Source organism: Rhodococcus sp. 21391 (assembly GCF_016772255.1).
GTDB lineage: Bacteria > Actinomycetota > Actinomycetes > Mycobacteriales > Mycobacteriaceae > Rhodococcus_F > Rhodococcus_F opacus.
Genome location: NZ_CP063781.1, coordinates 6,306,293 through 6,332,407 on the forward strand (window position 1 = coordinate 6,306,293; position 26,115 = coordinate 6,332,407).

Annotated in this window: 27 protein-coding genes; 17 read left to right on the forward strand and 10 right to left on the reverse strand. The window is 68.1% G+C overall.

The features are described from left to right. The first annotated feature begins 10 nt into the window (after nucleotides 1–10). Complete coding sequence (locus GO592_RS29135; protein WP_007298356.1) at nucleotides 11–2,194, forward strand: hypothetical protein; 2,184 nt, start codon at nucleotides 11–13, stop codon at nucleotides 2,192–2,194. On the opposite strand, the gene GO592_RS29140 is transcribed toward GO592_RS29135, so the two are convergent. Continuing rightward, complete coding sequence (locus tag GO592_RS29140) at nucleotides 2,166–3,017, reverse strand: SGNH/GDSL hydrolase family protein (RefSeq protein ID WP_007298355.1); 852 nt, start codon at nucleotides 3,015–3,017, stop codon at nucleotides 2,166–2,168. The two genes, GO592_RS29135 and GO592_RS29140, sit on opposite strands and share 29 nt — an antisense overlap. 61 nt (nucleotides 3,018–3,078) lie before the next feature. Next, nucleotides 3,079–3,702, reverse strand: a complete 624-nt coding sequence (locus GO592_RS29145; RefSeq protein ID WP_007298354.1) for a helix-turn-helix domain-containing protein — start codon at nucleotides 3,700–3,702, stop codon at nucleotides 3,079–3,081. Between the two features lie 86 nt (nucleotides 3,703–3,788). Here GO592_RS29145 and GO592_RS29150 point away from each other — a divergent pair, with 86 nt between their 5' ends. After that, nucleotides 3,789–4,745, forward strand: coding sequence for an NAD(P)/FAD-dependent oxidoreductase (locus tag GO592_RS29150; protein ID WP_007298353.1), 957 nt, complete (start codon nucleotides 3,789–3,791; stop codon nucleotides 4,743–4,745). Here GO592_RS29150 and GO592_RS29155 read toward each other — a convergent pair. After that, a complete protein-coding gene (locus tag GO592_RS29155; protein WP_007298352.1) occupies nucleotides 4,735–5,700 on the reverse strand; it encodes a Gfo/Idh/MocA family protein in 966 nt (321 codons plus the stop codon). The genes GO592_RS29150 and GO592_RS29155 overlap by 11 nt on opposite strands. Then, entirely contained in the window at nucleotides 5,700–6,800 is a 1,101-nt protein-coding gene (locus tag GO592_RS29160) for a DegT/DnrJ/EryC1/StrS family aminotransferase (protein ID WP_007298351.1), read from the reverse strand. Before GO592_RS29160 ends, GO592_RS29155 begins: the two co-directional genes overlap by 1 nt. A gap of 104 nt (nucleotides 6,801–6,904) precedes the next feature. On the opposite strand from GO592_RS29160, the gene GO592_RS29165 reads away from it, so the two are divergent. The 3 genes from GO592_RS29165 to GO592_RS29175 all read left to right on the forward strand — a co-directional run bounded on the left by GO592_RS29165 (nucleotide 6,905) and on the right by GO592_RS29175 (nucleotide 9,488). Next, entirely contained in the window at nucleotides 6,905–7,624 is a 720-nt protein-coding gene (locus tag GO592_RS29165) for a DapH/DapD/GlmU-related protein (RefSeq protein ID WP_007298350.1), read from the forward strand. A 69-nt stretch (nucleotides 7,625–7,693) separates the two neighbouring features. Then, nucleotides 7,694–8,686, forward strand: coding sequence for a lysylphosphatidylglycerol synthase transmembrane domain-containing protein (locus GO592_RS29170; RefSeq protein ID WP_007298349.1), 993 nt, complete (start codon nucleotides 7,694–7,696; stop codon nucleotides 8,684–8,686). A gap of 10 nt (nucleotides 8,687–8,696) precedes the next feature. After that, complete coding sequence (locus tag GO592_RS29175) at nucleotides 8,697–9,488, forward strand: class I SAM-dependent methyltransferase (protein WP_007298348.1); 792 nt, start codon at nucleotides 8,697–8,699, stop codon at nucleotides 9,486–9,488. Here the strand turns inward: GO592_RS29175 and rfbB are convergent. Continuing rightward, nucleotides 9,478–10,482: a dTDP-glucose 4,6-dehydratase gene (gene rfbB, locus GO592_RS29180; RefSeq protein ID WP_039951739.1), complete on the reverse strand. Its 1,005-nt coding sequence runs from the start codon at nucleotides 10,480–10,482 to the stop codon at nucleotides 9,478–9,480. The two genes, GO592_RS29175 and rfbB, sit on opposite strands and share 11 nt — an antisense overlap. Before the next feature lie 63 nt (nucleotides 10,483–10,545). On the opposite strand from rfbB, the gene rfbA reads away from it, so the two are divergent. The 6 genes from rfbA (at nucleotide 10,546) to GO592_RS29210 (ending at nucleotide 15,002) form a co-directional block, all read left to right on the forward strand. Next, the gene (gene rfbA, locus GO592_RS29185) at nucleotides 10,546–11,421 is read left to right on the forward strand and encodes a glucose-1-phosphate thymidylyltransferase RfbA (protein ID WP_007298346.1); all 876 of its coding nucleotides are present in this window, start codon (nucleotides 10,546–10,548) and stop codon (nucleotides 11,419–11,421) included. Nucleotide 11,422: 1 nt separating this feature from the next. Then, a complete protein-coding gene (locus GO592_RS29190; protein ID WP_007298345.1) occupies nucleotides 11,423–12,010 on the forward strand; it encodes a dTDP-4-dehydrorhamnose 3,5-epimerase family protein in 588 nt (195 codons plus the stop codon). Nucleotides 12,011–12,067: 57 nt separating this feature from the next. Next, complete coding sequence (locus GO592_RS29195) at nucleotides 12,068–12,574, forward strand: polyketide cyclase (protein ID WP_005248804.1); 507 nt, start codon at nucleotides 12,068–12,070, stop codon at nucleotides 12,572–12,574. A gap of 22 nt (nucleotides 12,575–12,596) precedes the next feature. Then, nucleotides 12,597–13,406, forward strand: a complete 810-nt coding sequence (locus GO592_RS29200; RefSeq protein ID WP_007298344.1) for an enoyl-CoA hydratase — start codon at nucleotides 12,597–12,599, stop codon at nucleotides 13,404–13,406. An 84-nt stretch (nucleotides 13,407–13,490) separates the two neighbouring features. Then, complete coding sequence (locus GO592_RS29205) at nucleotides 13,491–13,898, forward strand: PPOX class F420-dependent oxidoreductase (RefSeq protein ID WP_007298343.1); 408 nt, start codon at nucleotides 13,491–13,493, stop codon at nucleotides 13,896–13,898. Between the two features lie 27 nt (nucleotides 13,899–13,925). Then, on the forward strand, nucleotides 13,926–15,002 hold the full coding sequence (locus GO592_RS29210; RefSeq protein ID WP_007298342.1) for a S1C family serine protease: 1,077 nt from the start codon (nucleotides 13,926–13,928) through the stop codon (nucleotides 15,000–15,002). On the opposite strand, the gene GO592_RS29215 is transcribed toward GO592_RS29210, so the two are convergent. The 3 genes from GO592_RS29215 to GO592_RS29225 all read right to left on the reverse strand — a co-directional run bounded on the left by GO592_RS29215 (nucleotide 15,003) and on the right by GO592_RS29225 (nucleotide 17,708). Continuing rightward, on the reverse strand, nucleotides 15,003–16,040 hold the full coding sequence (locus GO592_RS29215; RefSeq protein WP_039951738.1) for an alpha/beta hydrolase: 1,038 nt from the start codon (nucleotides 16,038–16,040) through the stop codon (nucleotides 15,003–15,005). 170 nt (nucleotides 16,041–16,210) lie between these two features. Beyond that, a complete protein-coding gene (locus tag GO592_RS29220) occupies nucleotides 16,211–17,107 on the reverse strand; it encodes a PIN domain-containing protein (RefSeq protein ID WP_039951737.1) in 897 nt (298 codons plus the stop codon). A gap of 124 nt (nucleotides 17,108–17,231) precedes the next feature. After that, a complete protein-coding gene (locus GO592_RS29225; protein WP_005253223.1) occupies nucleotides 17,232–17,708 on the reverse strand; it encodes a GtrA family protein in 477 nt (158 codons plus the stop codon). A 98-nt stretch (nucleotides 17,709–17,806) separates the two neighbouring features. Between GO592_RS29225 and GO592_RS29230 the strand changes: the two genes are divergently transcribed. The 4 genes from GO592_RS29230 (at nucleotide 17,807) to GO592_RS29245 (ending at nucleotide 22,293) form a co-directional block, all read left to right on the forward strand. Continuing rightward, the gene (locus GO592_RS29230) at nucleotides 17,807–19,240 is read left to right on the forward strand and encodes an FAD-binding oxidoreductase (RefSeq protein ID WP_005253221.1); all 1,434 of its coding nucleotides are present in this window, start codon (nucleotides 17,807–17,809) and stop codon (nucleotides 19,238–19,240) included. Further along, the gene (locus GO592_RS29235; protein WP_005248822.1) at nucleotides 19,240–20,001 is read left to right on the forward strand and encodes a decaprenylphospho-beta-D-erythro-pentofuranosid-2-ulose 2-reductase; all 762 of its coding nucleotides are present in this window, start codon (nucleotides 19,240–19,242) and stop codon (nucleotides 19,999–20,001) included. Before GO592_RS29230 ends, GO592_RS29235 begins: the two co-directional genes overlap by 1 nt. Nucleotides 20,002–20,012: 11 nt before the next feature. Beyond that, nucleotides 20,013–21,905 (forward strand): galactan 5-O-arabinofuranosyltransferase, encoded by a 1,893-nt coding sequence (locus GO592_RS29240; RefSeq protein WP_172649703.1) that lies wholly within the window; start codon nucleotides 20,013–20,015, stop codon nucleotides 21,903–21,905. Nucleotides 21,906–22,017: 112 nt separating this feature from the next. Next, on the forward strand, nucleotides 22,018–22,293 hold the full coding sequence (locus GO592_RS29245; protein ID WP_007298338.1) for a hypothetical protein: 276 nt from the start codon (nucleotides 22,018–22,020) through the stop codon (nucleotides 22,291–22,293). On the opposite strand, the gene GO592_RS29250 is transcribed toward GO592_RS29245, so the two are convergent. Further along, a complete protein-coding gene (locus GO592_RS29250; RefSeq protein WP_039951733.1) occupies nucleotides 22,290–22,991 on the reverse strand; it encodes an MspA family porin in 702 nt (233 codons plus the stop codon). The genes GO592_RS29245 and GO592_RS29250 overlap by 4 nt on opposite strands. A 214-nt stretch (nucleotides 22,992–23,205) precedes the next feature. On the opposite strand from GO592_RS29250, the gene GO592_RS29255 reads away from it, so the two are divergent. Next, the gene (locus GO592_RS29255; protein ID WP_007298336.1) at nucleotides 23,206–24,996 is read left to right on the forward strand and encodes a hypothetical protein; all 1,791 of its coding nucleotides are present in this window, start codon (nucleotides 23,206–23,208) and stop codon (nucleotides 24,994–24,996) included. A gap of 7 nt (nucleotides 24,997–25,003) precedes the next feature. Here the strand turns inward: GO592_RS29255 and map are convergent, their stop codons facing one another. Next, a complete protein-coding gene (gene map / locus GO592_RS29260; RefSeq protein ID WP_007298335.1) occupies nucleotides 25,004–25,768 on the reverse strand; it encodes a type I methionyl aminopeptidase in 765 nt (254 codons plus the stop codon). 52 nt (nucleotides 25,769–25,820) lie between these two features. On the opposite strand from map, the gene GO592_RS29265 reads away from it, so the two are divergent. After that, nucleotides 25,821–26,081 carry a helix-turn-helix domain-containing protein gene (locus GO592_RS29265; RefSeq protein WP_005572349.1) on the forward strand — a complete coding sequence of 87 codons (261 nt, stop codon included), beginning with the start codon at nucleotides 25,821–25,823 and terminating at the stop codon, nucleotides 26,079–26,081. Nucleotides 26,082–26,115: the final 34 nt, after the last annotated feature.

Genomic DNA, 26,115 nt, shown 5'->3' on the forward strand with positions numbered 1-26,115 from the left:
GATACACCGCATGCCCGAGTGGATGGTGGCACTGGCGGTCGCGGTGGCTGCCGTGGCCGTCGCGACGATTCCGCGGATCGTGTACGACCGCTTCTACTACGGCGGCGACATGCTGGAATCGTTCGTCCCGTCCTGGCACCGGATCGGCACGGAACTCCTGGCCGGGCGGTGGCTCACCGTCAATCCCGACGCCTGGATCGGCGGAAACTACGCGGGCGAGGCCGCGTACGGTCTGTACAACCCGGTCAACCTGGCCAACTACGTCCTGGCCGCGAAGTTCGAGAACCTGTCCGTCGCGGCGTTCGTGATCATGGCCGAGTTCCTTGCGCTGTTCGCCCTCGCGACGTATCTGCTGTGCCGCGAATACGGCGCCCGCCGCGGTCCCGCGATCCTCGCCGGACTGACCATTCCGTTCAGCGGTTTCACCCTGTTCTACGAGGCGGCGGGCTGGCCGTCCGGGATGATGGCCGTCGCGTGGGTGACGCTGTTCTGGTGGTCGGCGCTCCGCCTCTCCCGCGGTCGCACGAACCCGCTGGTCACCTTCGTGATCGGTGCGCTGACGGTGAGCATGGGCAACCCGTACGCCGCGCTCGGCGCCGTCGTCGTACTCCTCGGCATCGGGATCGGCCTGCTGGTCGAGCGGCAGTTCTTCCGGTTGCTCGTGCTCGTCGTCACCGGCGCGTGCGCGGGGACCGCCGCGCTGGTGACGTACCTGCCGCTGTTCCTCAGTGTCGACGTCACCACCCGCGCCGGCAGCACCGGCATCTTCAACGACACGTTCCTGCAACCGCAGATCGGCGGCCTCGCGGGAATGAGCAGCCCGTCGTATCTCCCCGTGATCATGACGTTCGGGGGTCCCGTCGAGGTGATTCCGTCGTTGTACCTCGCGTGGTTCGTGCTGCCGGTGCTGCCATGGCTTCCGTGGGGACGGATCCGCGCGCTGTTCGCGTCCGCGGAGTTCCGTCGCGCGCACGGGCGACCACTGATCAGCCTGGCCGTGATCGCGGTCGTCTACTTCCTCTTCACCTTCGGACCGTCGAACGTCGGGATGTTCCGGTGGCCGATCCGGCTCGTCGAATACCTGTACCTGTGCGTGGTGATCGGCCTGGCGCTCGCGCTGTCGCTGGGGATCGCGCGCGACCGGGTGCGTCACCGGGCGACGGCGTCGGCGGTGCTGATCGCGCTGGGCTTCTACCTGGCGTTCTCGTCCTCGCCCGCCCTGACGCTGCGGCACACGCTGTTCGCGCTGCTCGTCGCGGCGCTGTGCGTGCTCGCGTACACCGGCTGGCGCACGCGGGGGCCGAATGCTCTCGTCGCCGCCCTCGTCCTGGGCACCGTGGTGGTGGCCGCCGCGCAGGTCTGGTCCCTGACCCGCGACGTCGAGCGCGGCAGCCGCGTCGACCCGGCGAGTACATCGGTGCTGTCCGAGCAGACGGACCGCTACCAGGGCACCGTGCTGCAACTCGCCGACCTGGGCGACACGTCCCACGAGGACGTCACCGCCGGCCGGATCCTGTTCGGCAACGAGATCATGGCGTCGTCCGTCGAGGGCAGCATCAACGCCTACACCGGTATCGGGTTCACCGAGTTCCAGGAAGCCTTGTGCATGGACTACCGCGGCGCCGTCTGCCCCGGGGTGTACGGGGCGCTCTGGCAGCCGGTGAACGCGGACATCCCGATCCCGCTGATCGACTACCTCCGGGTGTCGACGCTCGTCGTGGAGCACGGGCTCGTGCCCGAGGTCGCGACGACACCGCCCCCACCCGGCTGGCACGTCACCGAACGCAGCGACTCCCGGACGGTGTTGCAGCGGGACCGGCCGCTGCCCCTGCCCGGACGCGTGGCGTTCGCGTCCGACGGCGTCCGGGTCCTCTCGTCCGACACGAGCGCGGCGACGGAGACCGTGCGGGTGGCGGGCAGCGGCGGCACCGTCTGGTTCGCGCGCCTCGCGTGGCCGGGCTACTCGGCCACCGTCGACGGCGAGCCGGTGGACGCGACCGCCGGGTGGCACGGTCTGCTCGAGGTGTCGGTGCCGCCGGGTGATCACGAACTGGTCGTGTCGTTCCGGCCGCCGCGGCAGAACCTGTCCGTAGCGGCATTCGGCGCAGCGACGGTCGTGGTGCTGATCTTGTCCGTCGTCGATGCGGTGGTGCGCCGACGCAGGCTCAGCGCGGCGACCACTCGGACGACGTGAACGCCGACGCCTCCGTGGAGCCGGATCCCGCGACCGACGCGGACGACAACGCGTCGGCGATCAGCTGGTGGCCGATCTGGTTCGGGTGGTCGCCGTCGTCGGCGAGCAGTCCGGTGGGGTCGCCGTCGCCCCATGTCCCCTTGAACGTGGTGAACAGGTCGACGTAGGTGGCGCCCTCGGCACCCGCGACCTCCGAGATGACGTCGTTGGCGCGCAACGTCAGCACGGCGCTGTCCCGGAGGAACTGCGGGCCGTACAACTCGCGGGCCACGTCGCCGTCGGGGAAGACGTCCCAGTACCCGGTGACCAGCACCGCGGTCGGCTGACCGGCCCGCAGTTCGGCGATGCGGTCGAGCACGGACGTCAGCGTGGTCTGCAGCTGCGGGAGGACGGGTTCGAAGCAGCCGAGGCCGTCGTCGCCACCGCAGTCGCCGTCCAGGTAGTCGTCGAGTTCGGCGTAGAAGTCGTTGGCGCCGATCGTGACGGTGACGAGGTCGGCGTCGCGGACGGCGTCGGCGTCGTATTCGCCGGGTTCGAGGGAGTCGAGCAGGTCGGTGCTGGTCCAGCCTCCGACACCCAGGTCGGCCACCTGGACGGGCAGCGCGTCGTCGCCGGACAGCTGATCGCCGAACAGTTCCACGAACGGCGTGCAGCCGGGGCATCCGTCACCGGCAGGGATCGAATCCCCCAGGCCCACGAGAGTCGCACCTGCGGGCGGTGATTGCGGCTGCGGTTGCGCGACGGGCGGTGCCACAGTCGTGGAACAGCCGGCGAGGAGCGGAATCAGGACCGCTACGGGAACACCGAGAATCCAGCGTCGCACGGGGCCTCCCCATCACGTCCTGCGCCTCGGAGGGAGCGCTCGTCACCGGTCCGGACGAATTCTACCGACGGTCGCGCTCGGCTGCCGTTCCCCGCGGGACCGTGCGGACGTGCGCCCGCTCGCCCTGGGGACCGAACAGGCTGAGGATCTCCGCCGGTTGCGGTCCGGGGTTGCCGAACCAATGCGGGACGTGGGTGTCGAACTCCGCGACCTCCCCCGGCGTCAGGATCACGTCGTGTTCGCCGAGCAGCAGTCGCAGCCGGCCGGACAGGACGTACAGCCATTCGTAGCCCTCGTGGACCTGCAGGTTCGGGACGCCTTTCGGGTCACCCGGTGGGATCACGTGCTTGAACGCCTGGATCCCGCCGGGCCTACGCGTCAGCGGGATGATCGTCGAGCCGTTGCGCTCGAGGGGTCGCAGATGGACGCGGGGGTCGCCGGTGGCGGGTGCGTCGACGAGTTCGTCCAGGGGCAGCTGGTGAGCCCGGGCCAGTAGGAGCATCAGCTCGAGGGTGGGTTTCCGCTGGCCGGACTCGAGCCGCGACAGGGTGCTCACCGAGATCCCGGTGGACTCGGAAAGCTGGGCGAGGGTGGCACCGCGCTGCTGCCGGAGTGCTTTCAGCCGCGGTCCCACGGCGTCGAGGACGCCGTCCAGATCGGATACGTCGTCGTTCACACCCACCATGTTGCCACAGCGGCAAACTTGCTTGCCAGTATCGCGGCCTCCCCGGACAGTGGACGTCACGAGGTCGACGAACGAAGGAGAACGCGATGGAAGACAGTTACGACGTAGTGGTCGTCGGTGGCGGCGCGGCCGGACTCGGCGGGGCACTGGCCCTGTCGCGGGCACGCCGCTCGGTGCTCGTGACCGACGCGGGCGCCCCGCGCAACGCACCGGCCGGGCACATTCACAACTACCTCGGCCGAGAGGGCACCCCTCCCGGCGAACTACTGGCCATCGGACGCGAGGAGGTCACCGGGTACGGCGGCGAGATCGTGACCGGCACCGTCACGTCCGCAGACAAGATCGGGGACGGCCAGTTCCGGGTGACACTCGCCGACGGCGCGACCGTGCGGGCGCGGAGACTACTCGTGACCACCGGCCTCGTCGACGTGCTCCCCGACATCCCCGGGGTGGCCGAGCAATGGGGACGCGACGTCCTGCACTGCCCGTACTGCCACGGCTGGGAGGTCCGAGACCAGCCGGTCGGCGTCCTCGCCGGCAGTCCGCTGGCGGTGCACCAGGCGCTGATGTGGCGGCAGTGGACCGAGAACGTGACGCTGTTCCTGAACGACGCGGACGAACCCACCGCCGAGGAGTACGAGCAACTCGCCGCACGCGGTATCGCCGTGATCGACGGCGGTGTGGCCGGGCTCGAGGTGCAGGACGACCGGCTGACCGGTGTCCGGCTGCGCACGGGTCAGGTCTTCTCCCTCACCGCCGTGGTGGTCCCGCCCCTGTTCAGGGCCCGCGCCGACTTCCTTACTAGCCTCGGCCTGGACACCACCGAGATGGAGATGGCCGGACACGTGATCGGCACCGCCGTCGCCTCCGACGCGACCGGTGCCACCGCGGTTCCGGGGGTGTGGGTGGCAGGCAACGTCGCAGACCCGAAGGCGCAGGTGATCGTCGCCGCCGGAGCCGGCCTGAGCGCCGCGGCAGCGATCAACGCCGATCTCATCGCGGAAGACACCCGCCTGGCGGTCGCCGGAGCGCTCAGCCGGTAGCCGACACCGTCGCCTCGTGGACCACGCGATGCGCGGGCAGTATCGAGTCGCGCTCCGCATCGGCATCCCCCTCGCCGCCGATCAATCCGACGTAATGCGCGAGCTGGGCGGCGAGGGGTTCGTCGCTGTAGCGGAGGGTGGGGATCTCGATCACCGTCTGCTGCTTGTAACCGTCGCGGTCGGCGGGCAGGTCGTCGTCGATGTGCCGGTAGATGGTGATGTCGCGGCGAAGGAGGTCGATCTCGATCAGGCGGTCCGGCTCCAGCAGCGACAGCTGCCGGACCTTCCGCTGACTCACCCGGCTGGCCGAGATGGTGGCCACCGCACCGGATTCGAAACGCAGCACTGCCTCCGCGCAGTCCTCGGCCTCGTTGCGCCGCGAACTGTCGTGGAAGTACCCGAATTCGGCCTTCACGCCGACGGGCGGTGATCCGACGAAACCGATCGCGAGGTCGACGTCGTGGATCAGCAGGTCGGTCGCGACGCCGGTGGGGATGCGGGAGACGAACGGCGAGTGCCGGATTCCGTTGACCTGCCACACGTCACCGGCGAATTCGCGGGCCGTCCGGACCGCCGGATTGAATCGCTCGAGCAGGCCGCACATCAGCGGGACACCCGTCGCGGCGGCACGTTTCACCAGATCCGTGCTCTCCTCGTACGTTGCGGCGAGCGGCTTTTCGACGAGCACCGGCTTGCCGAGGTCGAGGACGCGGCCCGCCAACTCGTAGTGGGCGGGTGTCGTCGCCGCGACGACGGCCGCATCGATGCCGTCCAGTTCGTCGAAATCCGCAGCCCATGCGGTGTCGAACCGTGCGGCGACCTCCCGCCCGTGTTCCTCCCGCGGTTCCACGAGCAGGGCGAGGTCACACAGCGAGGACTGCGCGAGAACGCGGGCGTGCAGCGAACCCATCCTGCCGGATCCGATGAGCGCGATCCGCGGTCGCGTGGACGTCATCACGCCTCCATCGCCTCGCGCACCGCGGCGACGATCCGGTCGACGTCGTCGGTGGAGAGCGCGGCGTGGACGGGAATGCTCAGGCACCGGCGGGCCACGGACGTCGCGACCGGCGTGGGCGAGATGATCACCCGGGGATGCTCGCGGTAGCAGTCGTAGTCGTAGACGGTTCTCGGGTAGTAGACACCGCTGCCGACCCCCCGATCTCCCAGACGCTGCGCGAGGGTGTCGCGGTCGATCGGCGCATCGGGTGCGAGGATCACGGTGAACTGGTGCCACACGTGTCCGCGGCCCGCGAGTTCCGAAGGCAGAACGAGACCTTCGACGTCCTTCAGACCGGTCCGCAGCGCCTCGGCATTACGCCGGCGCGACTCCACCTGCTGTAGATAGGAACCCAGTTGCGGCAACCCGAGACTGGCCTGCAGATCCGTCATCCGGAAGTTCTGGCCCGCCATCTCGTACTCGTAGCGGCGTCGCATGCCCTGATTCCGCAGCACCCGCAACCGGTCGGCCACCGCGTCGTCGTCCGTCGTGACCATGCCGCCCTCGGCGGTGGTGAGATTCTTGGTGGCGTAGAACGAGAAGCAGCCGAGCCCGAAACTGCCCGCACCCTTGCCGTCGAACGTGGCACCGTGCGCCTGCGCGGCGTCCTCGACGACGGCGAGTCCCCGGGTCTCGGCCAGCGGCATCAGCGCACCCATGTCCGCGGTCTGCCCGTACAGATGCACCGGCATCAGCACCCGGGTGCGCTCGTTCACGCACTGCGACAAGATGTCGGGGTCGAGCGCGAAATCGGCAGCCCCGATGTCGGCGAACCGGGCCGTCGCGCCGGAGTCGAGAATCGCGTTGAGCGTGGCCACGAACGTGAACGGGGTGGTGAGCACCTCGTCGCCCGGTTGGAGATCCAGCACCCGCAGCGCCGCGATCAGCGCGGTGGTGCCGCTGTTGACGGCAACGGCGTGCCGGGTGCCGACGAGTTCGGCGAACCCGTCCTCGAACCTCGCGACCTTTGGTCCCTGCGCGACCATCCCGGATCGCAGGGTGTCGAGAACCTCGCGCTCGACGTCCTCTCCGAAAGAGATACTCGAGATCGCGATCACGGTTCCTCCGATAGATTGACGTGCGTTCACACCGTCTTCACAGATTGCACCCTCTTGAAGGTTCCCACGGTCTGCACGGCTCCTGGAAGGAATCGCCAACTTTCATGACCATCGGTGAAAACTGCGAGATCCACCCGACCGTCGTGATAGGCGACGGCGTCACGATCGGGGCCCGGGTGAGCATCGGACCGTATGCCGTCCTCACCGGCCCGCTCGACATCGGTGACGACTGCTGGATCGGCGCCCACGCGACGCTCGGGGCGCCGCCGGAGTGGATAGGGAAGACGCATCCCCGCACGTGGACGGAGATCAGTCCACATCAGGGTGTCGTGATCGGCGCGGGCACCGTGATCCGCGAGATGAGCGCCGTCCAGCAGGGGGCCGAACGGCCGACGACCATCGGGCGCGGCGGATTCGTCATGAACCACACGTCCGTCGAGCACGACGTCCGGATCGGCGACGACTGCGTCCTCTCGCCGTCCAGCACCCTCGGCGGTCACGTGACTCTAGGCGACGGCGTCAACCTCGGTATGAGCGCGGTGGTGCATCAGCGGCGGGTGATCGGTGCGCGGGCGATGGTCGGAATGGGATCGGTCGTCGCCAAGGACATTCCGCCGTTCGCCACGGTGTTCGGCAACCCCGCCGCCCTACGCGGCACCAACCGGGTGGGCATGAGCCGCGCCGGGATCACCGACCGGGACATCGCGGCGGTGGCAAAGGTGTATGCCTCGGGGCGGCTCGACGCCGACGCGGAACTCCCGAAGTCGCTCGCCGACACGTTCGCCTGGTGGCGGGAGCTGGCGGTGAAACCGCTCGTTTCCTGATCCGGCGCCCTCCGATTGCTATCGTCGGAAACGAACGCTGCACTGCCGCAGCGCACTGCCGGTGAGGGGGTGGTCCTCGTGGACGCCGATCCCGAGATCGTCCCGTACCGCGGCGGTCGCGCCGTCCTGATGAACGCGCTGCGGATCCTCGTCACCCTCGTGATCGTCGTCGCCGTCGTGTTCGCCGTGAAATCGCAGTGGGCCGAGGTCAGGGACACGATCACCCAGCTGGACTGGTGGGCGCTCGCCGTCTCCGCGGTCTTCGTCTTCCTCGGCATGGGCGCGGCGGTGCGCGCATGGCAGCACGCGCTCGGCGCCCTCGAACACCCGATTCCCGCCTTCGACGCCGCCCGCTGCTACCTGGTCGGTCAGCTCGGCAAGTATCTGCCGGGCAGTGTGTGGGCGTTCGTTCTCCAGACCGAGCTCGTGCGCCGGGCCGGGGTGTCGCGGGCCAACGGATTCGTCGCCGTCCTCGTCACCGTCGGGCTGAGCATCACGTCGGCGCTGGTCGTCGGGCTGCTGGCGCTGCCCGCCCTGTTCCACATCAGCACCGTCGCGGCGGTCGCGGTGATCGTTCTCGTCCCGATCGCACTCGTCTGCTGCTACCCACCGGTCCTCACCCGGCTGGTGAACCTGGCCCTGCGGATCCTGCGGCGGGCCCCGCTGCAGCGGCAGCTGACCATGCACAAGATCGGGCTGGCCCTCGGCTGGTGCGCCGTCAGCTGGGTCCTCTACGGCGTGCATCTGTGGTTCCTCGCGTCGAGCTCGGCGGGATTCGAGGCGGGCACCCTGGTGCAGTGCATCGGCGCGATCGCCCTCGGCATGTGCGTCGGCGTGCTGGTGGTCGTCGCGCCGTCCGGCATCGGGGTCCGCGAAGCCGTCGTCGTCGCGGCTCTGTCCCCGTTCATGGACAGCGGGGTCGCGCTCGGGCTGGCCCTCGCGTCTCGCCTGGTGTTCACGCTGTGCGAGGTGCTCGCCGGCTTCGTCGCCGCGATCGCCGGTTCGCGTTCGCTGCGCAACGCCCTCGTCCACGAGGATTCCCGGGTACCGCAGCCGTCCTGAGGAGATCGCGATGACGGACGCCTGGGAGATCGATCCCGCGTACGAGCGCTACATCGGCCGCTGGAGCCGGCCGGTCGCGACGCAGTTCCTGCGGTGGCTGGCCGCCGGCCCGGGCGGCGCATGGTGCGACGTGGGTTGCGGGACGGGCGCCCTCGCCCACACCGTTCTCCGCACGGCGGATCCGGCCCGGGTGGTCGGCGTCGAACCGTCGCAGCCCTTCGCGGCGGCGGCTCGGGCGGGCGCGGACGATCCCCGCTTCGACGTCCGGTCGGGCACCGCCGAATCCATCCCCGCCGAGGACGGCGAGTTCGACCGCGTGGTGTCCGGGCTCGTCCTCAATTTCGTTCCCCATCCGATCGACGGGCTCGCCGAGATGCGCCGAGTCACGCGAACCGGCGGGACGGTCGCCGGGTACGTGTGGGACTACGCCGAGGGAATGCAGATGATTCGCGCGTTCTGGGACACCGCCCGCGCACTCGACGATAAGGCCGCGAACCTCGACGAGGGCGTCCGCTTCCCGCTCTGCCGGCCGCAGCCGCTCCGCGATGCACTGTCCACCGCGGGGCTGGCCGGGGCGGAGGTGCACCCGCTCGACGTACCCACCGTGTTCGCCGACTTCGACGATTTCTGGCGGCCGTTTCTGGGCGGGCAGGGACCGGCACCCGGATACTGCGCGTCCCTGTCCGCCGTGCGCCGAGACGAGCTTCGCGACCTGCTCGATGCCCGCTCGAGGCGCGACGAGGCAGGCCGCATCGCACTGACGGCGAGAGCCTGGGCGTTCCGCGGAACCGTCAGCCGATGACGGATTCCGAGGCCGCGTACGCCTTCTCCGCGGATTCCTTCTGCGCCCGCCACCACGACTCGTTGTCGCGGTACCAGCGCACGGTGGCCTCGAGCCCGCTGCGGAAATCCTTGTACTGCGGCGTCCAGCCCAGTTCAGTGCGCAGCCGCGTCGAATCGATCGCATAGCGCAGGTCGTGGCCCGGGCGGTCCGTGACGAAGTCGAGGTCGTCGGCGTCGCGGCCGAACAGTTCGAGCAGCGTTCCGACGACGGTCCGGTTGTCGACCTCGCCGTCCGCGCCGATCAGATACGTCTGACCGAGACTCCCCCTCTCCAGGATCGTCCAGACGGCCGCGTTGTGGTCGTCGACGTGGATCCAGTCGCGCACGTTCTTCCCGCTGCCGTACAGACGGGGGCGCACCCCGTCGATCAGGTTGGTGATCTGACGCGGAATGAACTTCTCGACGTGCTGGTACGGGCCGTAGTTGTTGGAACAGTTCGACAAGGTGGCCCGCACCCCGAACGACCGCGCCCAGGCCCGCACCAACAGGTCGCTGGACGCCTTGGTGGCCGAGTACGGGCTCGACGGGTTGTACGGGGTCGACTCGGTGAAGCGCTCGGGGTCGTCCAGTTCGAGGTCGCCGTACACCTCGTCGGTGGAGATGTGGTGATACCGGACGTCGTGGGCGCGGACGGCCTGCAACAGCGAGAACGTGCCCATCACGTTCGTCTGCACGAACGGCGTCGGATCGGCCAGCGAATTGTCGTTGTGCGATTCCGCGGCGAAGTGGACCACCGCGTCCGAGCCCGCGACCAGACGGTCCACCAGCGCGAAATCCGCCACGTCGCCGTGCACGAACTCGATGCGGTCGGCCACCGGGTCGAGCGACTGCCGGTTGCCGGCGTACGTCAGCGCGTCGAGCACCGTCACCTGCGCGTCCGGGCGCTCGGCGACCGTCTGGTGCACGAAGTTCGCACCGATGAACCCGGCGCCGCCTGTCACGAGAAGCCTCATGTGCACCCACCCTAGTGGCGCGCCCGAGTTTCTATCCGACGCGAACACTGGAACACTGCGCACATGCGCGGAATCATCCTGGCAGGGGGCACCGGGTCCCGATTGCACCCGATCACTCTCGGAGTGAGCAAGCAACTGGTCCCGGTGTACGACAAGCCGATGATCTACTACCCGCTCTCCACCCTGATGCTGGCCAACATCCGGGACATCCTCGTCATCACCACCCCGCACGATGCCGAGCAGTTCCGCCGGCTCCTCGGCGACGGCTCCCAGTTCGGGGTGAACCTCACGTACAAGGTGCAAGAGGAACCGAACGGCCTGGCGCAGGCGTTCGTGCTCGGTGCCGACCACATCGGCGACGAGTCCGTGTCCCTCGTGCTCGGCGACAACATCTTCTACGGCCCCGGTCTCGGTTCCCGGCTGAACCGCTTCGAGAACATCGACGGCGGCGCAGTGTTCGCCTACTGGGTGTCCGATCCCAGTTCGTACGGTGTGGTCGAATTCGACGACACGGGCCGGGCGATGTCCATCGAGGAGAAGCCCGCCACCCCGAAGTCGAACTTCTCGATCCCCGGGCTGTACTTCTACGACAACGACGTCGTCTCGATCGCGCGCGATCTGAAGCCGTCGGACCGCGGCGAGTACGAGATCACCGACGTCAACCAGGCGTACCTGCAGGCCGGACGGCTGCAGGTCGAGGTGCTTCCCCGCGGAACCGCGTGGCTCGACACCGGCACCGTCGATTCACTGCTCGAGGCGTCGAACTTCGTGCGCACGCTCGAACACCGGCAGGGGCTGAAGATCGGCGTCCCGGAAGAGGTCGCGTGGCGCCGCGGTTTCATCACCGACGCCGAATTGTGTGCCCGCGCCGAGACTCTCGGCAAGTCGGGATACGGCGACTATCTCCTCGAACTTCTCGAACGCGGCAAGGACTGGTGACGTGGAGTATCGGGAACTGAAGGTTCCGGGCGCCTGGGAGATCACCCCGCGGCAGTTCGGCGACGACCGCGGCGTGTTCCTCGAATGGTTCAAGGGCTCGGAGTTCGAGGCCGCCGTCGGGCACCGCCTCGAACTCGCGCAGGCCAACTGCTCGGTGTCCGCCGCCGGTGTCCTGCGCGGCATCCACTTCACCGACAACCCGCCCGGGCAGGCGAAATACGTCACGTGCGTCAAGGGTGCGTTCCTCGACGTGATCGTCGACCTTCGGGTCGGGTCGCCGATGTTCGGGCAGTGGGATTCGGTGCTCATCGACGACGTCGACCGCCGTGCCGTCTACCTTCCGGCCGGTGTCGGCCACGCGATCCTGTCCCTCGAGGACGCGTCGACCGTGATGTACCTGTGCTCGATCGAGTACACCCCGGCCCTCGACCACGACCTCCATCCACTCGATCCCGAACTGGGAATCGACTGGCCAACGGTGGGCCGGGACGGCAGCCCGCTGACGTTCCAGCTGTCCGAGAAGGATTCGGCCGCACCGTCGCTGAAGCAGGCCATGGACGCCGGAGTGCTGCCCACCTACCCCATGTGAGTGTTTTTGCGTGCCCGAGCACTCGATGGCACTCACATGGGGTGGCAGGATGCGGACATGACAACTGACACCGGCGAGCGGTTGGAGGTCCGGCGGGCTGTCGCCGCGGACCCGGCGACGATCTTCGGCCTTCTCTGCGATCCCGAGGGACATGTGGCGATCGACAGTTCCGGAATGCTGATGTCCGCGGAAGGGGACCGCGTCACGGCGGCCGGCGACACGTTCGTCGTGCACATGGACCGCGACGCGTTGAACGACTTCGACCTCGGTCTCTACGACGTGACGGTGACGATCGAGACGTTCGTGCCCGACCGGGAGATCTCCTGGAAGGTCCTCGGGCAGATCCGGCCGCAGATCGGGCACGTGTACGGCTACCGACTCGAGCCGATCGACGAGGGAACGATGGTGACGTCGTTCTACGACTGGTCGTCCATCGACCCGGTGTGGCGCGAGTCCGGGATCTTCCCGGTGATTTCCGAGACCGCCCTGCGCGCGACGCTGGGCATCCTCGCGCGCACGGTCGCCCCCGGGCGTCCGCGACCGCAAATCGATCCCGAGAATTGAAACGTGTTCTAGTATCGAGGGCGTGAACTTCGTCGTCGTCGACCATCCACGGCCGGGCATCGCCCTGGTGACGCTCAACCGCCCGGAACGCATGAATGCGATGGCGTTCGACGTGATGATCCCGTTCCGCGACGCACTGGAGGAGATCAGCAACGACAACGCGGTGCGCGCGGTGGTGATCACCGGCGCGGGCCGCGGCTTCTGCTCCGGCGCCGACCAGAGATCCGCGGGCACGCTCCCCCACGTCGACGGCCTCACCCCGCCGACCGTCGCCCTGCGGGCCATGGAGATGCTCGACAACGTGGTGCTCTCGCTGCGCCGGATGCACCAGCCGGTGATCAGCGCCGTCAACGGCGCGGCCATCGGCGGCGGCCTGTGCCTGGCGCTCGCCTCCGACATCCGGATCGCGGCGGACGACGCCTGCTTCCGGGCGGCGGGCATCAACAACGGCCTGACCGCGAGCGAGCTGGGCCTGAGCTACCTGCTGCCCCGGGCGATCGGTTCGTCCCGGGCGTTCGAGATCATGCTGTCCGGGCGGGACGTGCACGCCGACGAGGCCGAGCGGATCGGACTCGTGTCGCGGTGCGTGCCCGGCGAGGACCTCCTGGACGAATGCTTCGACCTCGCCGAGCGCATGTCCAGGTTCTCCCGGCCCGGCCTGGAACTGACGAAGCGCACGCTGTGGTCCGGGCTCGACGCCGCCTCACTCGAAGCCCACATCCACCAGGAGGGTCTCGGGCAGCTGCTCGTGCGGCTGCTGACCGACAATTTCGAGGAGGCCACCGCCGCACGCAAGGACAAGCGCGAACCCCGGTTCCGGGACCGGCGTTAGGCCGCCTGCCCCGTGCGGGGTTGACAAGGGCCTGGACTCGCCAACCACGCACAGGGCCGAAGGTCTCAGGAGTATCTTTCGGACATGTCGAAGCCACCTCTGACACCGAAAGCCGCCGAGATGTTCGCTCGGCCCAATTACGCCACCATCGCCTGCGTCCGACCCGACGGCCAGCCCGTGTCCGTGGCCACCTGGTACCTGTTCGAGGACGGCAAGGTGCTGGTCAACATGGATGCCGGGCGCCGACGCCTGGACTACCTGCGCGGCGACCCCCGCGTCAGCCTCACCGCGATGGACCCCGACGACTGGATCACCCACGTCAGCGTCCAGGGCCGGGTGACCGAATTCGTCGACGACGGCGAACTGGCCGACATCGACCGCCTCGCCACGCACTACACCGGCAAGCCGTACCCCGTCCGAGACCGGAAACGGGTCAGCGCCTGGATCGAGATCGACACCTGGCACGGCTGGGGGTCGCTGAAACAGTCCTGAACCGACTCCGCGACGACGACAACCGGCATGACGACGCCCCGCGCCGCAACGGTCCTCGCCGTGGCCACGGCGGTGATCGGCAGCCTGCTGCTGAGCGCACCACCGGTCCGCGAACCAGGACCGCCGGCGGCGACGGTCGCCCTGCCCGCCGCGCCTCCTCCGCCGCCGCCCGTGGTCCTGACCCCGGCGGAGGTCGAGGCCACGGTGATCCCGGCGATCGTCACGCTCGTCGCGGATTCGGGTCTCGTCGAAACCGCGGGAACGGGGATCGTGCTCACCCCCGACGGTGTCGTCCTCACCAACCATCACGTGATCGACGGCGCCCTCGACATCAGCGCGGTGAGCCCGGGCAACGGCGCGGAGTACGTCGCGGAGGTCCTCGGGTACGACAGTTCGCGCGACGTCGCGGTACTCCGGCTCCAGGGCGCGGGCGACCTCCCGGTGGCGACCCTCGCGAAGGACACCGCCGTCGGCATCGGTGACCCGGTGACCGCGGTGGGTAACGCGGAGGGAGGCGGAGTTCCGGTGGCGGCCCGCGGGTTCGTGACCGACGTCGGGCAGACGATCACCGCCCGCAGTTCCACCGACGGTTCCCGGAACCGGCTGAACGGGCTGATCCAGATCGATGCGGCGGTACGTCCCGGCGACTCCGGCGGACCCCTCGTCGACGCCACCGCCGCCGTCATCGGCGTCAACACCGCGGGCAACGCCGACTCCGACCCCGCGAAACCCGCTCCCGCCCAGCCGAAATCGTATGCGGTGCCCATCGACACCGCGATGACGATCGTCGATCAGGTCCGCGCCGGAACCACGTCCGCCACCGTGCACATCGGCGACACCCCTCTCCTCGGGATCAGCGTCACCGACGACGCTCGGGGCGCCGAGGTGCTCTGGGTCAGCATCGGCACTCCCGCCGACGACGCTGGCATCGAGATCGGGGACGTCATCACCGAATTCGACGGAACACCCGTCCGGTCCTCGGACGATCTCAGCGAACGCATGATCGCGCGGCACCCCGGCGACGAGGTCGCGGTGCGCTGGTTCGACGAGACCGGCCGACAGCGATCGACGACGATCGTGCTCGAGGAAGGCCCGCCGCGGTAGTCAGGCGGTCTTGTCCCGGGCGACACCGTCCTCCGGCCGCACACGCGTCGCGACGAAACGCGCGATACGCCGAAGCACCGCACGGCTTTCCGGCAGACCGGGCCACAACGCCGGGAACGCGTGCACCTGGCCGTCCCAGATCTGCAGTGTCGTCGGAACTCCCGCAGCGCTCAGCCGATACGCCATCAGCTCCGAATCCGATCGCAGCACCTCGCCTTCCGCAGCGACCAGAAGGGCAGGCGGCAGACCCTCGAGATCTCCGTTCACGGGCGACAGCGCGGGGTCGAGCACGCCGTCCACCTCGCCGCCGAGCTTGCCGATGGTGACGAGCGCTTCCACGGGCGCGAACACGTCGCGGGCGGCGTTGGCGTGCACCAGCTTGTCGGCACAATCCAGGTCCAGCAGCGGCGACAGTCCGACCAGGCCCGCGGGCAGATCGACGCCCTCCTCGCGCGCCTTCAGCGCGGTCGCGAAGACGAGGAACCCACCCGCCGAGTCACCGGCGAACACCGTCCCGCCCGCGCGGGCTCCGTTCTCCAGCAACCACTTGTACGCCGTCAGGCAGTCGTCGACCGAACCGCTGATGTTCGTGTCGGGCAGTTGCCGGTAGCCGACGTGCATCACCGGCAGCCGGGTCAGCTTCGCGATCGTCGCGACCACCGGCCGATGCGTGTTCAGCCCGCAGCACAGGAACCCGCCACCGTGCAGGTAGAGGACGACGCCGTCACCGAGATCCGGTGACACCCCGGGCGCGCGCACGATCTCCGCGTCGAATCCGGGCAGTCGCACCTTCTGGCGGCGGATACCGGAAGCCGGACGGATCCCCGCCGCCATGTCCAGCAACGCGGCCCTGCGGATCGCCGATTCGTTGATCGGGGCCATCCGCACCACAGGCCGGAGAAACCACCTGCATGCCTGGTAGAGAACCTGGGATTCGATACTCGGCCCCGCGAGCCTCGCGCCCGAACGGTATTGGACGATCGGTGTCCCGTTCCGCTGCGGCGCGGACGGCTTGCGGTCGTTCGGCACAGATTTCATGCCTTCTCCCCTGGTTGCCGATACCCGTCGCCTTTGACGGATACGTAACTTCAACCTTGGAGTACCCGCCGCGGTCGTGTGTCACTCATGGTGGCTTCGGCCCCAAGTCGTTATCCCCTTTGCCCGAATCGTTATCGCGGGCGTGCCATGTGGGACATCGGGCGGGCGGCTCAGCCGAAATCGAGGTCGTCGAGCTCCTCCACGACGGTGACCTTCCGCTTGCGTCCGCCCATCACCCTGCCGATGCCGCGGCGTCCCCCGGTGTCCGCGTTGCCCGAGGGCAGGATGCGCTGCGGTGCCACCCGGGGTCGCGCCACGTGCACGGGCGGCAGCGCCACCGCCGGAGCCGTAGGTTCTACGGGGTCGAGGGCTGCGAGGGGCGCCCGAGGCGGGAGTGGCGCCTCGACGGCGGCCACGGGCGGCGACGTGACGACCGGCTCGAAGACCCGTTCGCGGCGGGGCTGGCCGGTTCCCCGAACGTCCACGTCGTCCAGGTCGACCACCCACCGCACCCGGTGATCGAGATCACGTTCCTGCAGCTCGGCCCAGATCTCGTCGTGCCACGTCGACGGCTCGCCGCTACCGAACGCCCGGGAGTTCGCACTGACCCACACCACGTCCTCGGACGGGCGGCGATCGGCGATGTCCAGGACCGTCAGCCAGTTCACCGTGGCGGTGTAGCCGTGCCGCTTCTTGTCCACATAGGGGCGGCGACGCTGCAACTCGCGACCGGCGATCTCGAGGTGCGACGCGTGCGCCGGCTCGATCACGTCGCAGCCCATCGCCTCGAGCTGCCGGGCCAGCGAGTCGACGTACCCGTCGGCCTTGGCCCGGGCGGAATCCACGAAGACCGACAGGTCCTCCCGGAGCCCGAGCCGGTCGTACATCCGCGCCTGGACGGTGAGGGCGTCGATCATCGCAACCGATTCCCGCTGGTACCGGTGTGCGACCTCGACGAGGACGAGGCGCGGCACGAGCACCCGGCTCCCGTGGTCGAGGGCGTCGCGGACGAACGTCTCGAAGCGCACGTCTCGTGTGACGGCCGAGGTATCGAGAACAATCAGCATTGATCGATTCTGACCGAACACACCTGCCACGCCAGAGAAGTTGCTGAGTCGTTACCGAAACACCCGAATCGGGGTCATCGCAGCACCCGCCGGGGCATTGCCGCGTGGTTGCCCGGCAGCGGCGCTAGTGGATCTTGAAGATCACCGCGCGCTGCACGACGAAATTGATGACCGTCGCCGTGCCCTGGGCGATGACGAACGCGAGCGGCAGACGCCACCATTCGTCGGGGAATGCGTGGTACATCACCCAGTTGAGGCCCACCTGCACGGCGAACGTGACCGCGTAGAGGACGACGACGGCCACGAAGCGGGCGCGGCTCGGTTCGGCCTTGAACGTCCACCGGCGGTTGATCAGGTACGCGGTGGTGGTGCCCGCGATGAAGCTGATCGACTTCGCCACGTTCACGGGGAGCCCGACCACTTCCAACAGCAGGACGTACAGCCCGAAGTCGACGATGGCCGACAATCCACCGGTCAGGACGAAACGGATGATCTGCGTCTTCAGGTCCAGTGCGTCGTCCGCGATGTTCTCGGTGACGGGGATCTCGACGGGGAGCGGAACGTGCGGTTCGTGCTCGTGACTCGGCTGGGTTTCTGACACGACGACGAGGCTAGCGCCCCGTGAGTACTTGTCGACCGCCCGCGGTGGATAAGTACGCACGGGCCCGCGGGGCCGGCCTCCGGGTACCCTCTACCTCGATGTCCACGACAGCAGAAGAGACGCCCACCCAGGCGCTCCCCACACAGACCCGCACCCTCACCGGCTGGGGACGCACCGCGCCCACCACCGCGCAGGTGCTGTCCACTCCCGACGTGGAAGTGATCGCGCGAGCGGTTGCCCAGGTCGCGGAGCAGAACGAGTCGAAGCCCGCTCACCTGCAGCGTGGGGTGATCGCCCGTGGCCTCGGCCGCTCCTACGGCGACCCGGCGCAGAACGCCGGTGGCCTGGTCATCGACATGAATGCGCTGAACCGGATCCACCGCATCGACCGCGACACCCACCTGGTGGAGGTCGACGCCGGCGTCAATCTGGACCAGCTGATGAAGGCGGCCCTGCCGTTCGGCCTGTGGGTTCCGGTGCTGCCGGGTACCCGGCAGGTCACCATCGGCGGCGCCATCGGCTCCGACATCCACGGCAAGAACCATCACAGCGCCGGCAGCTTCGGCAACCACGTGGTGTCCCTGGACCTGCTCACGGCCGACGGCAAGGTGCGGACGCTGACGCCGAAGGGCGGCCGCAACGACCCCAAGGGCGCGCTGTTCTGGGCGACGATCGGCGGCATGGGCCTGACGGGCATCATCCTCAAGGCCACCATCAAGATGACGCCCACCGAGACGGCGTACTTCATCGCCGACGGCGACGTCACCCAGACGCTCGACGAGACCATCGCGCTGCACAGCGACGGCAGCGAATCCAACTACGAGTACTCGAGCGCCTGGTTCGACGCCATCGCTGCGCCGCCGAAGCTGGGTCGCGCCGCGATCTCCCGCGGTTCGCTCGCGAAGCTCGACCAGTTGCCGGCCAAGCTGCAGAAGAACCCCCTCGCGTTCGACGCCCCGCAGCTGCTGACGTTCCCGGACGTCTTCCCGAACGGCCTCGCCAACAAATTCAACTTCTCGATGATCGGCGAGCTGTGGTTCCGGAAGTCCGGCACGTACCGCGACAAGGTTCAGAACTTGACGCAGTTCTACCACCCGCTCGACATGTTCGGTGAGTGGAACCGCGCCTACGGATCCAACGGATTCCTGCAGTACCAGTTCGTGGTGCCGACCACCGCGGTCGAGGAATTCAAGGCCATCATCCGCGACATCCAGAAGTCGGGGCACTACTCGTTCCTCAACGTGTTCAAGCTGTTCGGCGAGGGCAACCAGGCCCCGCTGAGCTTCCCGATCCCGGGCTGGAACATCTGCGTCGACTTCCGCATCAAGCCCGGCCTGAACGAGTTCGTCACCGAACTCGACAAGCGGGTCCTGAAGTTCGGCGGCCGCCTCTACACGGCCAAGGACTCGCGGACCACCGCCGAGACCTTCCACGCCATGTACCCGCGGATCGACGAGTGGATCGCCACCCGCCGCAAGTACGACCCCACCAATGTCTTCGCCTCCGATATGTCCAGAAGGTTGGAACTCTAGTGATCAACGCTGTCGGGAACCCCCAGACTCTCCTGCTGCTCGGTGGCACCTCCGAGATCGGTCTCGCGATCTGCGAGGAGTACCTGAAGAAGGCGCCGATGCGGGTGATCCTCGCCGCGCTGCCGGGTGATCCCGGTCGCGATGCCGCCGTCGCCCAGCTGAAGGCGGCCGGCGCCAACGCCGTCGACGTCATCGACTTCGACGCCGTCGACACCGAGAGCCACCCGAAGGTCATCGACGAAGCGTGGGCGAAGAGCGACGTCGACGTCGCCATCGTCGCGTTCGGCCTCCTCGGCGATGCCGAGGAACTGTGGCAGAACCAGCGCAAGGCCGTCCAGATCGCCGAGGTCAACTACACGGCCGCGGTGTCGGTGGGCGTGCTCGTGGGCGAGAAGATGAAGGCACAGGGCTTCGGCCAGATCATCGCCATGTCGTCCGCCGCAGGCGAGCGCGTGCGGCGCTCCAACTTCGTGTACGGATCCACCAAGGCCGGACTCGACGGCTTCTACCTCGGACTCGGTGAGGCACTGCGTGAATTCGGTCCGCGCGTCCTCGTCATCCGACCCGGCCAGGTCCGCACCCGCATGTCCGCGGACGTGAAGGAAGCCCCGCTCACCGTGAACAAGGAGGACGTGGCCAAGCTCGCCGTCACGTCGGCGGAGAAGGGCAAGGATCTCGTGTGGGCGCCGGGCGCCTTCCGTTACGTGATGATGATCCTGCGGCACATCCCGCGACCGATCTTCAAGAAGCTGCCCATCTAAGCTTCGCCCTCGTGACGGAAGCAGACGTAGCACCGGCCCGACGGTCCCTGTCGACAGCTGTCGAAATGCTGCTGGGGGCCGTCGTGGCCGCAGTGGTGGCGGCGGTCGGACTGTTCGCGTTCGCGCGGGTGCAATGGCCGGCGTTCAACTCGTCCAACGTGACTCAAGCCGTCACCACGGTCGGCCAGGTCGTGGCCACCGCGGGAATCGCGGTGTCGGTGCTGCTCGTGCGACTGCACCGGGCTCCGCGGTTCGCCCGGCTGCTGTCGTGGGCGAGCCTGTCCGGGTTCGTGACCGTCACCCTCGGCCTGCCTCTCGCGGCCACCAAGCTCTATCTCCACGGCGTCTCCGTCGACCAGGAGTTCCGCACCGAATACCTCACGCGGCTGACCGACTCGGCGGCACTGCGCGACATGACGTACGCCGACCTGCCGCCGTACTACCCCGCCGGATGGTTCTGGGTGGGCGGGCGCGTCGCCAACCTCCTCGGCATGGACGGCTGGGACGCCTTCAAGCCGTACGCCATCGGATCGCTCGCCGTCGCAGCCGTCGTGGCACTGGTGTTGTGGAGCAACCTGATCCGCCACGACCTGGCCATCGTGGTGTCCCTTGCGACCACGGCACTCGTCCTGGCCTACGGGTCACCCGAACCGTACGGCGCCGTCATCACCCTGCTGATCGGTCCCGCACTCGTCCTCGCCTGGGGCGGGCTGCACCGTATCGACGGTCGCGGCGGCTGGGGCGCCGTGATCGGCACCGGACTGTTCCTCGGCCTCGCCGCCACGTTCTACACGCTGTATCTCGGACTCGCCGCCTTCGCGATCACCCTGCTCGCACTGCTGGCCGCGACCCTGCGGATTCGCGCCCAGAAGTCGTGGCGGGCGGCGATCGATCCGCTGGTCCGGCTGATCGTGATCGCCGCCGTGTCCGGCCTTCTCGCGCTGACCGTCTGGTTGCCGTATCTGCTGAAGGTCGTGGGCGGTTCGCCGGCGGCGTCGGGAACAGCGCTGCACTATCTGCCCGAGGCAGGCGCGCATCTGCCGCTGCCGATGATCCACTTCTCCCTCACTGGGGCACTGTGCCTGCTCGGCACCATCTGGCTCGTCGCCCGCGCGTCGACGTCGCGGCGCGCGCAGGCACTCGGCGTCGGAGTGGTGGCCATCTACCTGTGGTCGCTACTGTCGATGGCGTTCACCGTGCTCGGCAGCACCCTCCTCTCGTTCCGGCTCGAGCCTGTGCTGATCGTCCTACTCGGCGCGGCAGGTGTCTTCGGATTCGTCGAATTCGCAGGATGGCTCGTGCTCGCGACCAGCGACAACCCGCGGGTCAAAGGGGCGGTCCTGGTGATCGGGGTGCTGGGCGCGCTGTCGTTCGTCCAGAACATCCCCAAGTTCCTCGACTCCGACATCGCTGTCGCCTACACCGACACCGACGGCAACGGTGAACGCGCCGACCAGCGCCCACCCGGCGCCGCCGCCCACTACGCGGCAGTCGACGAGCTGATCCAGACGCAGGTCCCCCGCGTCCGCGACGACACGGTGGTCCTCACCGCCGACACCAGTTTCCTCAGCTTCTACCCCTACCTCGGGTTCCAGGCGCTGACGTCGCACTACTCGAATCCCCTGGCGGACTTCGCCGGACGCGCCCGGACCATCTCGGAGTGGAGCGAGCTCGAGACGCCCGACCAGCTGGTGACCGCACTCGACACGGCGCCGTGGCGCGCCCCCGACGCGTTCGTGTTCCGCCAGGGCCCCGACGGGTACACGCTGCGGCTCGCCGAGGACGTGTATCCCAACGACCCCAACGTGCGCCGCTACACCGTCACGTTCCCGAAGGAACTGTTCGACGACCCCCGATTCACGGTGTCGGAGACCGGGCCGTTCGTGGTCGTCACAAGAAACTGATCGGTCTGTTCACGTTTATCGCACCCACCTCGCGGGAACCCCGCACCCAATCAGGGAGGCGGGAATTTTCCGCGCCCCGAGGGGAATTGTCGGGACGTCGCGAGGAGCGGTCATGCCGGATGCAGTGGAGCCGCGACGTGCCGGTAGCGGTGCCGAGGACTATCTTCTCGGCACCGCCGGCGGTGAGGTGGTCGTGCATGCCGGACTCGCTGTGACGATCGGAGCGATCGTCGGTGTTTACGTCGGGCACTGGGTGCTTTTCGTGATCGCCTTACTCGGTGCCGCCGTATGGATCACCGGCGACGTCGTCGTCCATGTCAGTCGACAAAGGTCGCCGGACATCAGTCCGGCGACCCCTGTCAGGCACCCTGTCGGGCGGGCTGCCTAGTTGAGCTTCTGCGGCACGCCGTAAGTCATCACGGTGTCACCGTTCTCCGTCACAGCCATGGCGTACGGACGGATGGTGACCGGCCCGATAGCACCGGAGATGGAGCCATGAACTCCCTGCATCCTGACCACAGCCGCCGATCCGTCGAACTCCTGACCCTCGAGGAGCGGAACGGTGGTGATTCCACCGGGCTCCAGGTCGATGTCGAGTTCCTGCGACGGAATGATGTCACCGGCGAGTTCCGCGTTGGTCCCGGCGTTCAAATCCAGCGTGAAGTCCGGGACAAGTCCCAGATTGATTCCGTTGCTCGACCCGATTGCGAACCCGAGGCCGGGCGAATTGAGAACGATAGTCGCGCCGGCCAGGGAGACCGGGTAGCCGATCTGATAACCGACGGTGAGCTGAGTTCCCTTGAACTCCTCCGCGTTCGGCCCGGTGATGGCGACCCCCGCGTAACCGTTGTGGAAGAACTCCACGCTGGTAGGTACGCCGTCCAGCGGCGGTACGACCTGATACTGCGTGTCGCCCTGCACGACTTCGATGCGATTCCCTCGTGCGTCGATCACGGAGCTGGAATTGTCCACGCCGGCCGACGCGGTGCCATTGCCCATGACCATGGCGAGCGCGGCGATGCCTGCGACTGCCACCGAGCGTGTAAACCGTTTGTACCCAAACCGAGATGTGCTGATGTCCGTCATGCCGACCCCATTCAGAGTGCACTGCAACCGATACGAAAAAGCATGCTGAGCGTAACCAGTGGGGCAGGAGAATATCCCTGTATTGATCAGAAGTTCACAAATCAACTTGATGTGATACACGCAACAATCACGCGATCGCAACCCAGGAAGCTCTCAGCGACCTCCGGTACCCTCGGTCGATTGACATCGACCCGAGAACCGGAGGCGCAGCTGCGTGACTGAGATACTCACCCAGGTCGAGACCACTCGGCAGGCAGAGAGCACCAGCACCACTGCTCGCCCTCTCCGCTCCCGTCTCCGGCCGCACCCGGCCGACGTCGCGGCGATCGTCTTCTACGTCGGCCTCGCGGCATTCGTGTTGGCCCGCCAGTGGAAACACCTCGGGACCGGCTATCTGGTGCGCAGCGGCCAGGACCAGACGATGTGGGAATGGTTCTTCGCGGTCGCGGCACGCTCACTGGTCCATCTGGAGAATCCGCTGTCCAGTGACCTGCAGAACTACCCGCTGGGCGTCAACCTCATGGGCAACACGGCAATGTTCGGCATCAGCATTCCGCTGGCGCCGATCACGCTGTTGTTCGGACCGAACGTCACCTTCACTCTCGCGCTCACACTTGGCCTGTCGGGCACGGCAATTGCCTGGTATTGGGTGTTTTCGCGGCATGTCGTGTCGTCGCGACTCGCGGCCGCCGTCGGCGGTGGTCTGTGCGGTTTCGCCCCCGCCCTGATCTCGCACACCAACGGGCACCCCAACTTCGTCGCCCTGTTCCTGCTGCCCTTCATCGCGCTGGCCGTGATCAGGCTCGGCAGCGGGGTGCGCCCGGTTCGCGACGGCATCGTACTGGGCCTGCTGATCGCCTATCAGATCTTCCTCGGCGAAGAACCCCTGCTGATCTACGCTCTGGCGTTCGCGGTCTTCGGTGCCGCGTTCGCGGCGTCGCGCCCGCGAGCGGCAGTCGCGGCGGCCACGCGCAGCATCACGGGATTCGCAATCGCCGGCGGCATCGCGCTGGCCATCGCCGCCGTGCCCCTGTGGTGGCAGTTCTTCGGACCCGACAACTACCGGGCGATCGAACACGGCCCGGTCGGCAACGACACCGAGGCGTTCACCAGCTTTCCGACATCCTCGCTGGCAGGCGAGCCCGGGTCCGCCGAGTTCAGTATGAACGCCACCGAGGAGAACGCGTACTTCGGCTGGCCCCTACTGATCCTCCTCGCCCTGTCGGCCCTGTGGCTGTGGCGCATGCCGCTGGCCCGCGCCGCGACCGCGACCGTCGCCGTGATGGGCGTCCTGTCACTCGGGACGTCGCTGACGATCGGCGGCTGGGACACCGGAATTCCCCTGCCGTGGAAGCTGATCTCACACCTGCCGCTCCTCGAGTCCGTTCTCGAATCGCGCTTCGCGATGGGCTGCCTGCCCGCCGCCGCCCTACTGCTCGCGCTGGGCACCGACCGCGCCCTGGCGTCCGCCCGCGAGGGCCAGCGGACCACCACCCTGCTGTGGGTCGGCTGGCTCGCGGTGGCGCTGCTTCCGCTGGCGCCCACGCCGCTCGCCGTCGTGCAGCGCGACACCGCACCAAGTTTCTTTGCCGACGGCACGTGGCGGGAGTACGTCACCGAGGGCTCGGTCGTCACGGTGCCGCTCCCCTCCCCGGAGAACGCGCGGATGCTGCGCTGGCAGACCGAGCAGGATCTTGCATTCCCCATCGCCGGAGGGTATTTCGTCGGCCCGGCCGGCAGCGAGGACCAGGGAAAGTACGGGCCCGACGATCGCCCCACCGCGCTGCTGCTCGCGTCCGCACAATCGTCCGGCCAGGTGCCTGCCATCGACGAGGCGACGAAAGCCCAGGCACTGACGGACCTGAAATTCTGGAACGCCGACGTCCTGGTCCTGCCGCACACCCAGAACGATCGCGTTCTGCGCGAGACGGTCCAGCAGCTCGTCGGGGCGCCCGCGAAGCCGGTCGACGGCGTGTGGGTGTGGGACGTGCGAGCACTGACGTAGGAAAGACTTACCGCGTCAACACTTCCGGTCCGTCCGTACCGATCGCGACGGTGTGCTCGCTGTGCGCGGCACGGGCGCCCGTCGCCGTGCGGAGCGTCCAGCCGTCTGCCTCGTGCCGGTAGTCGTCGGTGCCGTCGGCGATGAGCATGGGTTCGATCGCGATCACCATCCCCGGACGCAGCAGCATTCCCTTCCCGACACGTCCCTCGTTGGGCACGTGCGGATCTTCGTGCATCTGCCTGCCGATGCCGTGCCCGCCGTGGTCGGCAAGCATCCCGTACCCCGCGCCGCGCGCGAACAACCCGATGGCGGCACCGATGTCTCCCAACCGGTTTCCCGGCCGTGCGGCCGCAATGCCGTGCGCGAGAGCGGCTTCGGTGGCCTCGACGAGTGCCACATCCGCCGGGTCCGCCGTTCCCACGACGAAGCTCACGGCGGCGTCCCCGCACCAGCCGGCGAGCCTGGCGCCACAGTCGATGCTGACGAGGTCACCGTCGCGGAGTCGATACTCGCCAGGAATGCCGTGTACCACAGCATCGTTCACGCTCGCGCAGATGACCCCGGGAAACGGGCTGGGCGCCCAGTTCGGGTGATAGTTCAGGAACACGGGCTCCGCCCCCGCGTCGCGGATCACAGTGGCAGCCACAGCATCGAGGCCCTGGAGCGTCACCCCGATCACTGCCGCCTCGCGCACGGCTGCCAGAGCGTCGGCCACCACCCGGCCGGCCGCGCGCATCGCCTGCACCTCGGCCGCCGTCTTCAACTCGACCACAACACCCTCCACGACTGTTTCCAATTTCTATACCGGTATTACTATATGACACATGGTGCGTGTGCCGTTGACAGCAGAGGAACTCGAACGCGGACAGAGGCTCGGTGAGCTGCTGCGATCCGCGCGCGGAGACATGAGCATGGTCACGGTCGCACTCGACGCGGGTATCTCCGTCGAAACCCTGCGCAAAATCGAGACCGGGCGCATCGCGACACCCGCGTTCTTCACGATCGCTGCGGTCGCCCGGGTTCTCGACCTCTCCCTCGACGACGTCGCCGCGGTCGTGACCTTCGGTCCCGTGAGTACTTCTTAACGTCCGGGCGTTGACAAGTACTCACGGGCGGCGG

What these genes read in the sequence shown, in the direction of transcription:
- GO592_RS29205 (WP_007298343.1), top strand. Translation starts at nt 13,491, where the DNA reads ATGTCGAAGCCACCTCTGACACCGAAAGCCGCCGAGATGTTCGCTCGG.
- rfbB (WP_039951739.1), bottom strand. Translation starts at nt 10,482, where the DNA reads ATGAGGCTTCTCGTGACAGGCGGCGCCGGGTTCATCGGTGCGAACTTC.
- GO592_RS29155 (WP_007298352.1), bottom strand. Translation starts at nt 5,700, where the DNA reads ATGACGTCCACGCGACCGCGGATCGCGCTCATCGGATCCGGCAGGATG.
- GO592_RS29230 (WP_005253221.1), top strand. Translation starts at nt 17,807, where the DNA reads ATGTCCACGACAGCAGAAGAGACGCCCACCCAGGCGCTCCCCACACAG.
- GO592_RS29150 (WP_007298353.1), top strand. Translation starts at nt 3,789, where the DNA reads ATGGAAGACAGTTACGACGTAGTGGTCGTCGGTGGCGGCGCGGCCGGA.
- GO592_RS29175 (WP_007298348.1), top strand. Translation starts at nt 8,697, where the DNA reads ATGACGGACGCCTGGGAGATCGATCCCGCGTACGAGCGCTACATCGGC.
- GO592_RS29215 (WP_039951738.1), bottom strand. Translation starts at nt 16,040, where the DNA reads ATGAAATCTGTGCCGAACGACCGCAAGCCGTCCGCGCCGCAGCGGAAC.
- GO592_RS29250 (WP_039951733.1), bottom strand. Translation starts at nt 22,991, where the DNA reads ATGACGGACATCAGCACATCTCGGTTTGGGTACAAACGGTTTACACGC.
- GO592_RS29135 (WP_007298356.1), top strand. Translation starts at nt 11, where the DNA reads ATGCCCGAGTGGATGGTGGCACTGGCGGTCGCGGTGGCTGCCGTGGCC.
- GO592_RS29220 (WP_039951737.1), bottom strand. Translation starts at nt 17,107, where the DNA reads ATGCTGATTGTTCTCGATACCTCGGCCGTCACACGAGACGTGCGCTTC.
- GO592_RS29245 (WP_007298338.1), top strand. Translation starts at nt 22,018, where the DNA reads ATGCCGGATGCAGTGGAGCCGCGACGTGCCGGTAGCGGTGCCGAGGAC.
- GO592_RS29165 (WP_007298350.1), top strand. Translation starts at nt 6,905, where the DNA reads ATGACCATCGGTGAAAACTGCGAGATCCACCCGACCGTCGTGATAGGC.
- GO592_RS29195 (WP_005248804.1), top strand. Translation starts at nt 12,068, where the DNA reads ATGACAACTGACACCGGCGAGCGGTTGGAGGTCCGGCGGGCTGTCGCC.
- rfbA (WP_007298346.1), top strand. Translation starts at nt 10,546, where the DNA reads ATGCGCGGAATCATCCTGGCAGGGGGCACCGGGTCCCGATTGCACCCG.
- GO592_RS29145 (WP_007298354.1), bottom strand. Translation starts at nt 3,702, where the DNA reads ATGGTGGGTGTGAACGACGACGTATCCGATCTGGACGGCGTCCTCGAC.
- GO592_RS29210 (WP_007298342.1), top strand. Translation starts at nt 13,926, where the DNA reads ATGACGACGCCCCGCGCCGCAACGGTCCTCGCCGTGGCCACGGCGGTG.
- GO592_RS29265 (WP_005572349.1), top strand. Translation starts at nt 25,821, where the DNA reads ATGGTGCGTGTGCCGTTGACAGCAGAGGAACTCGAACGCGGACAGAGG.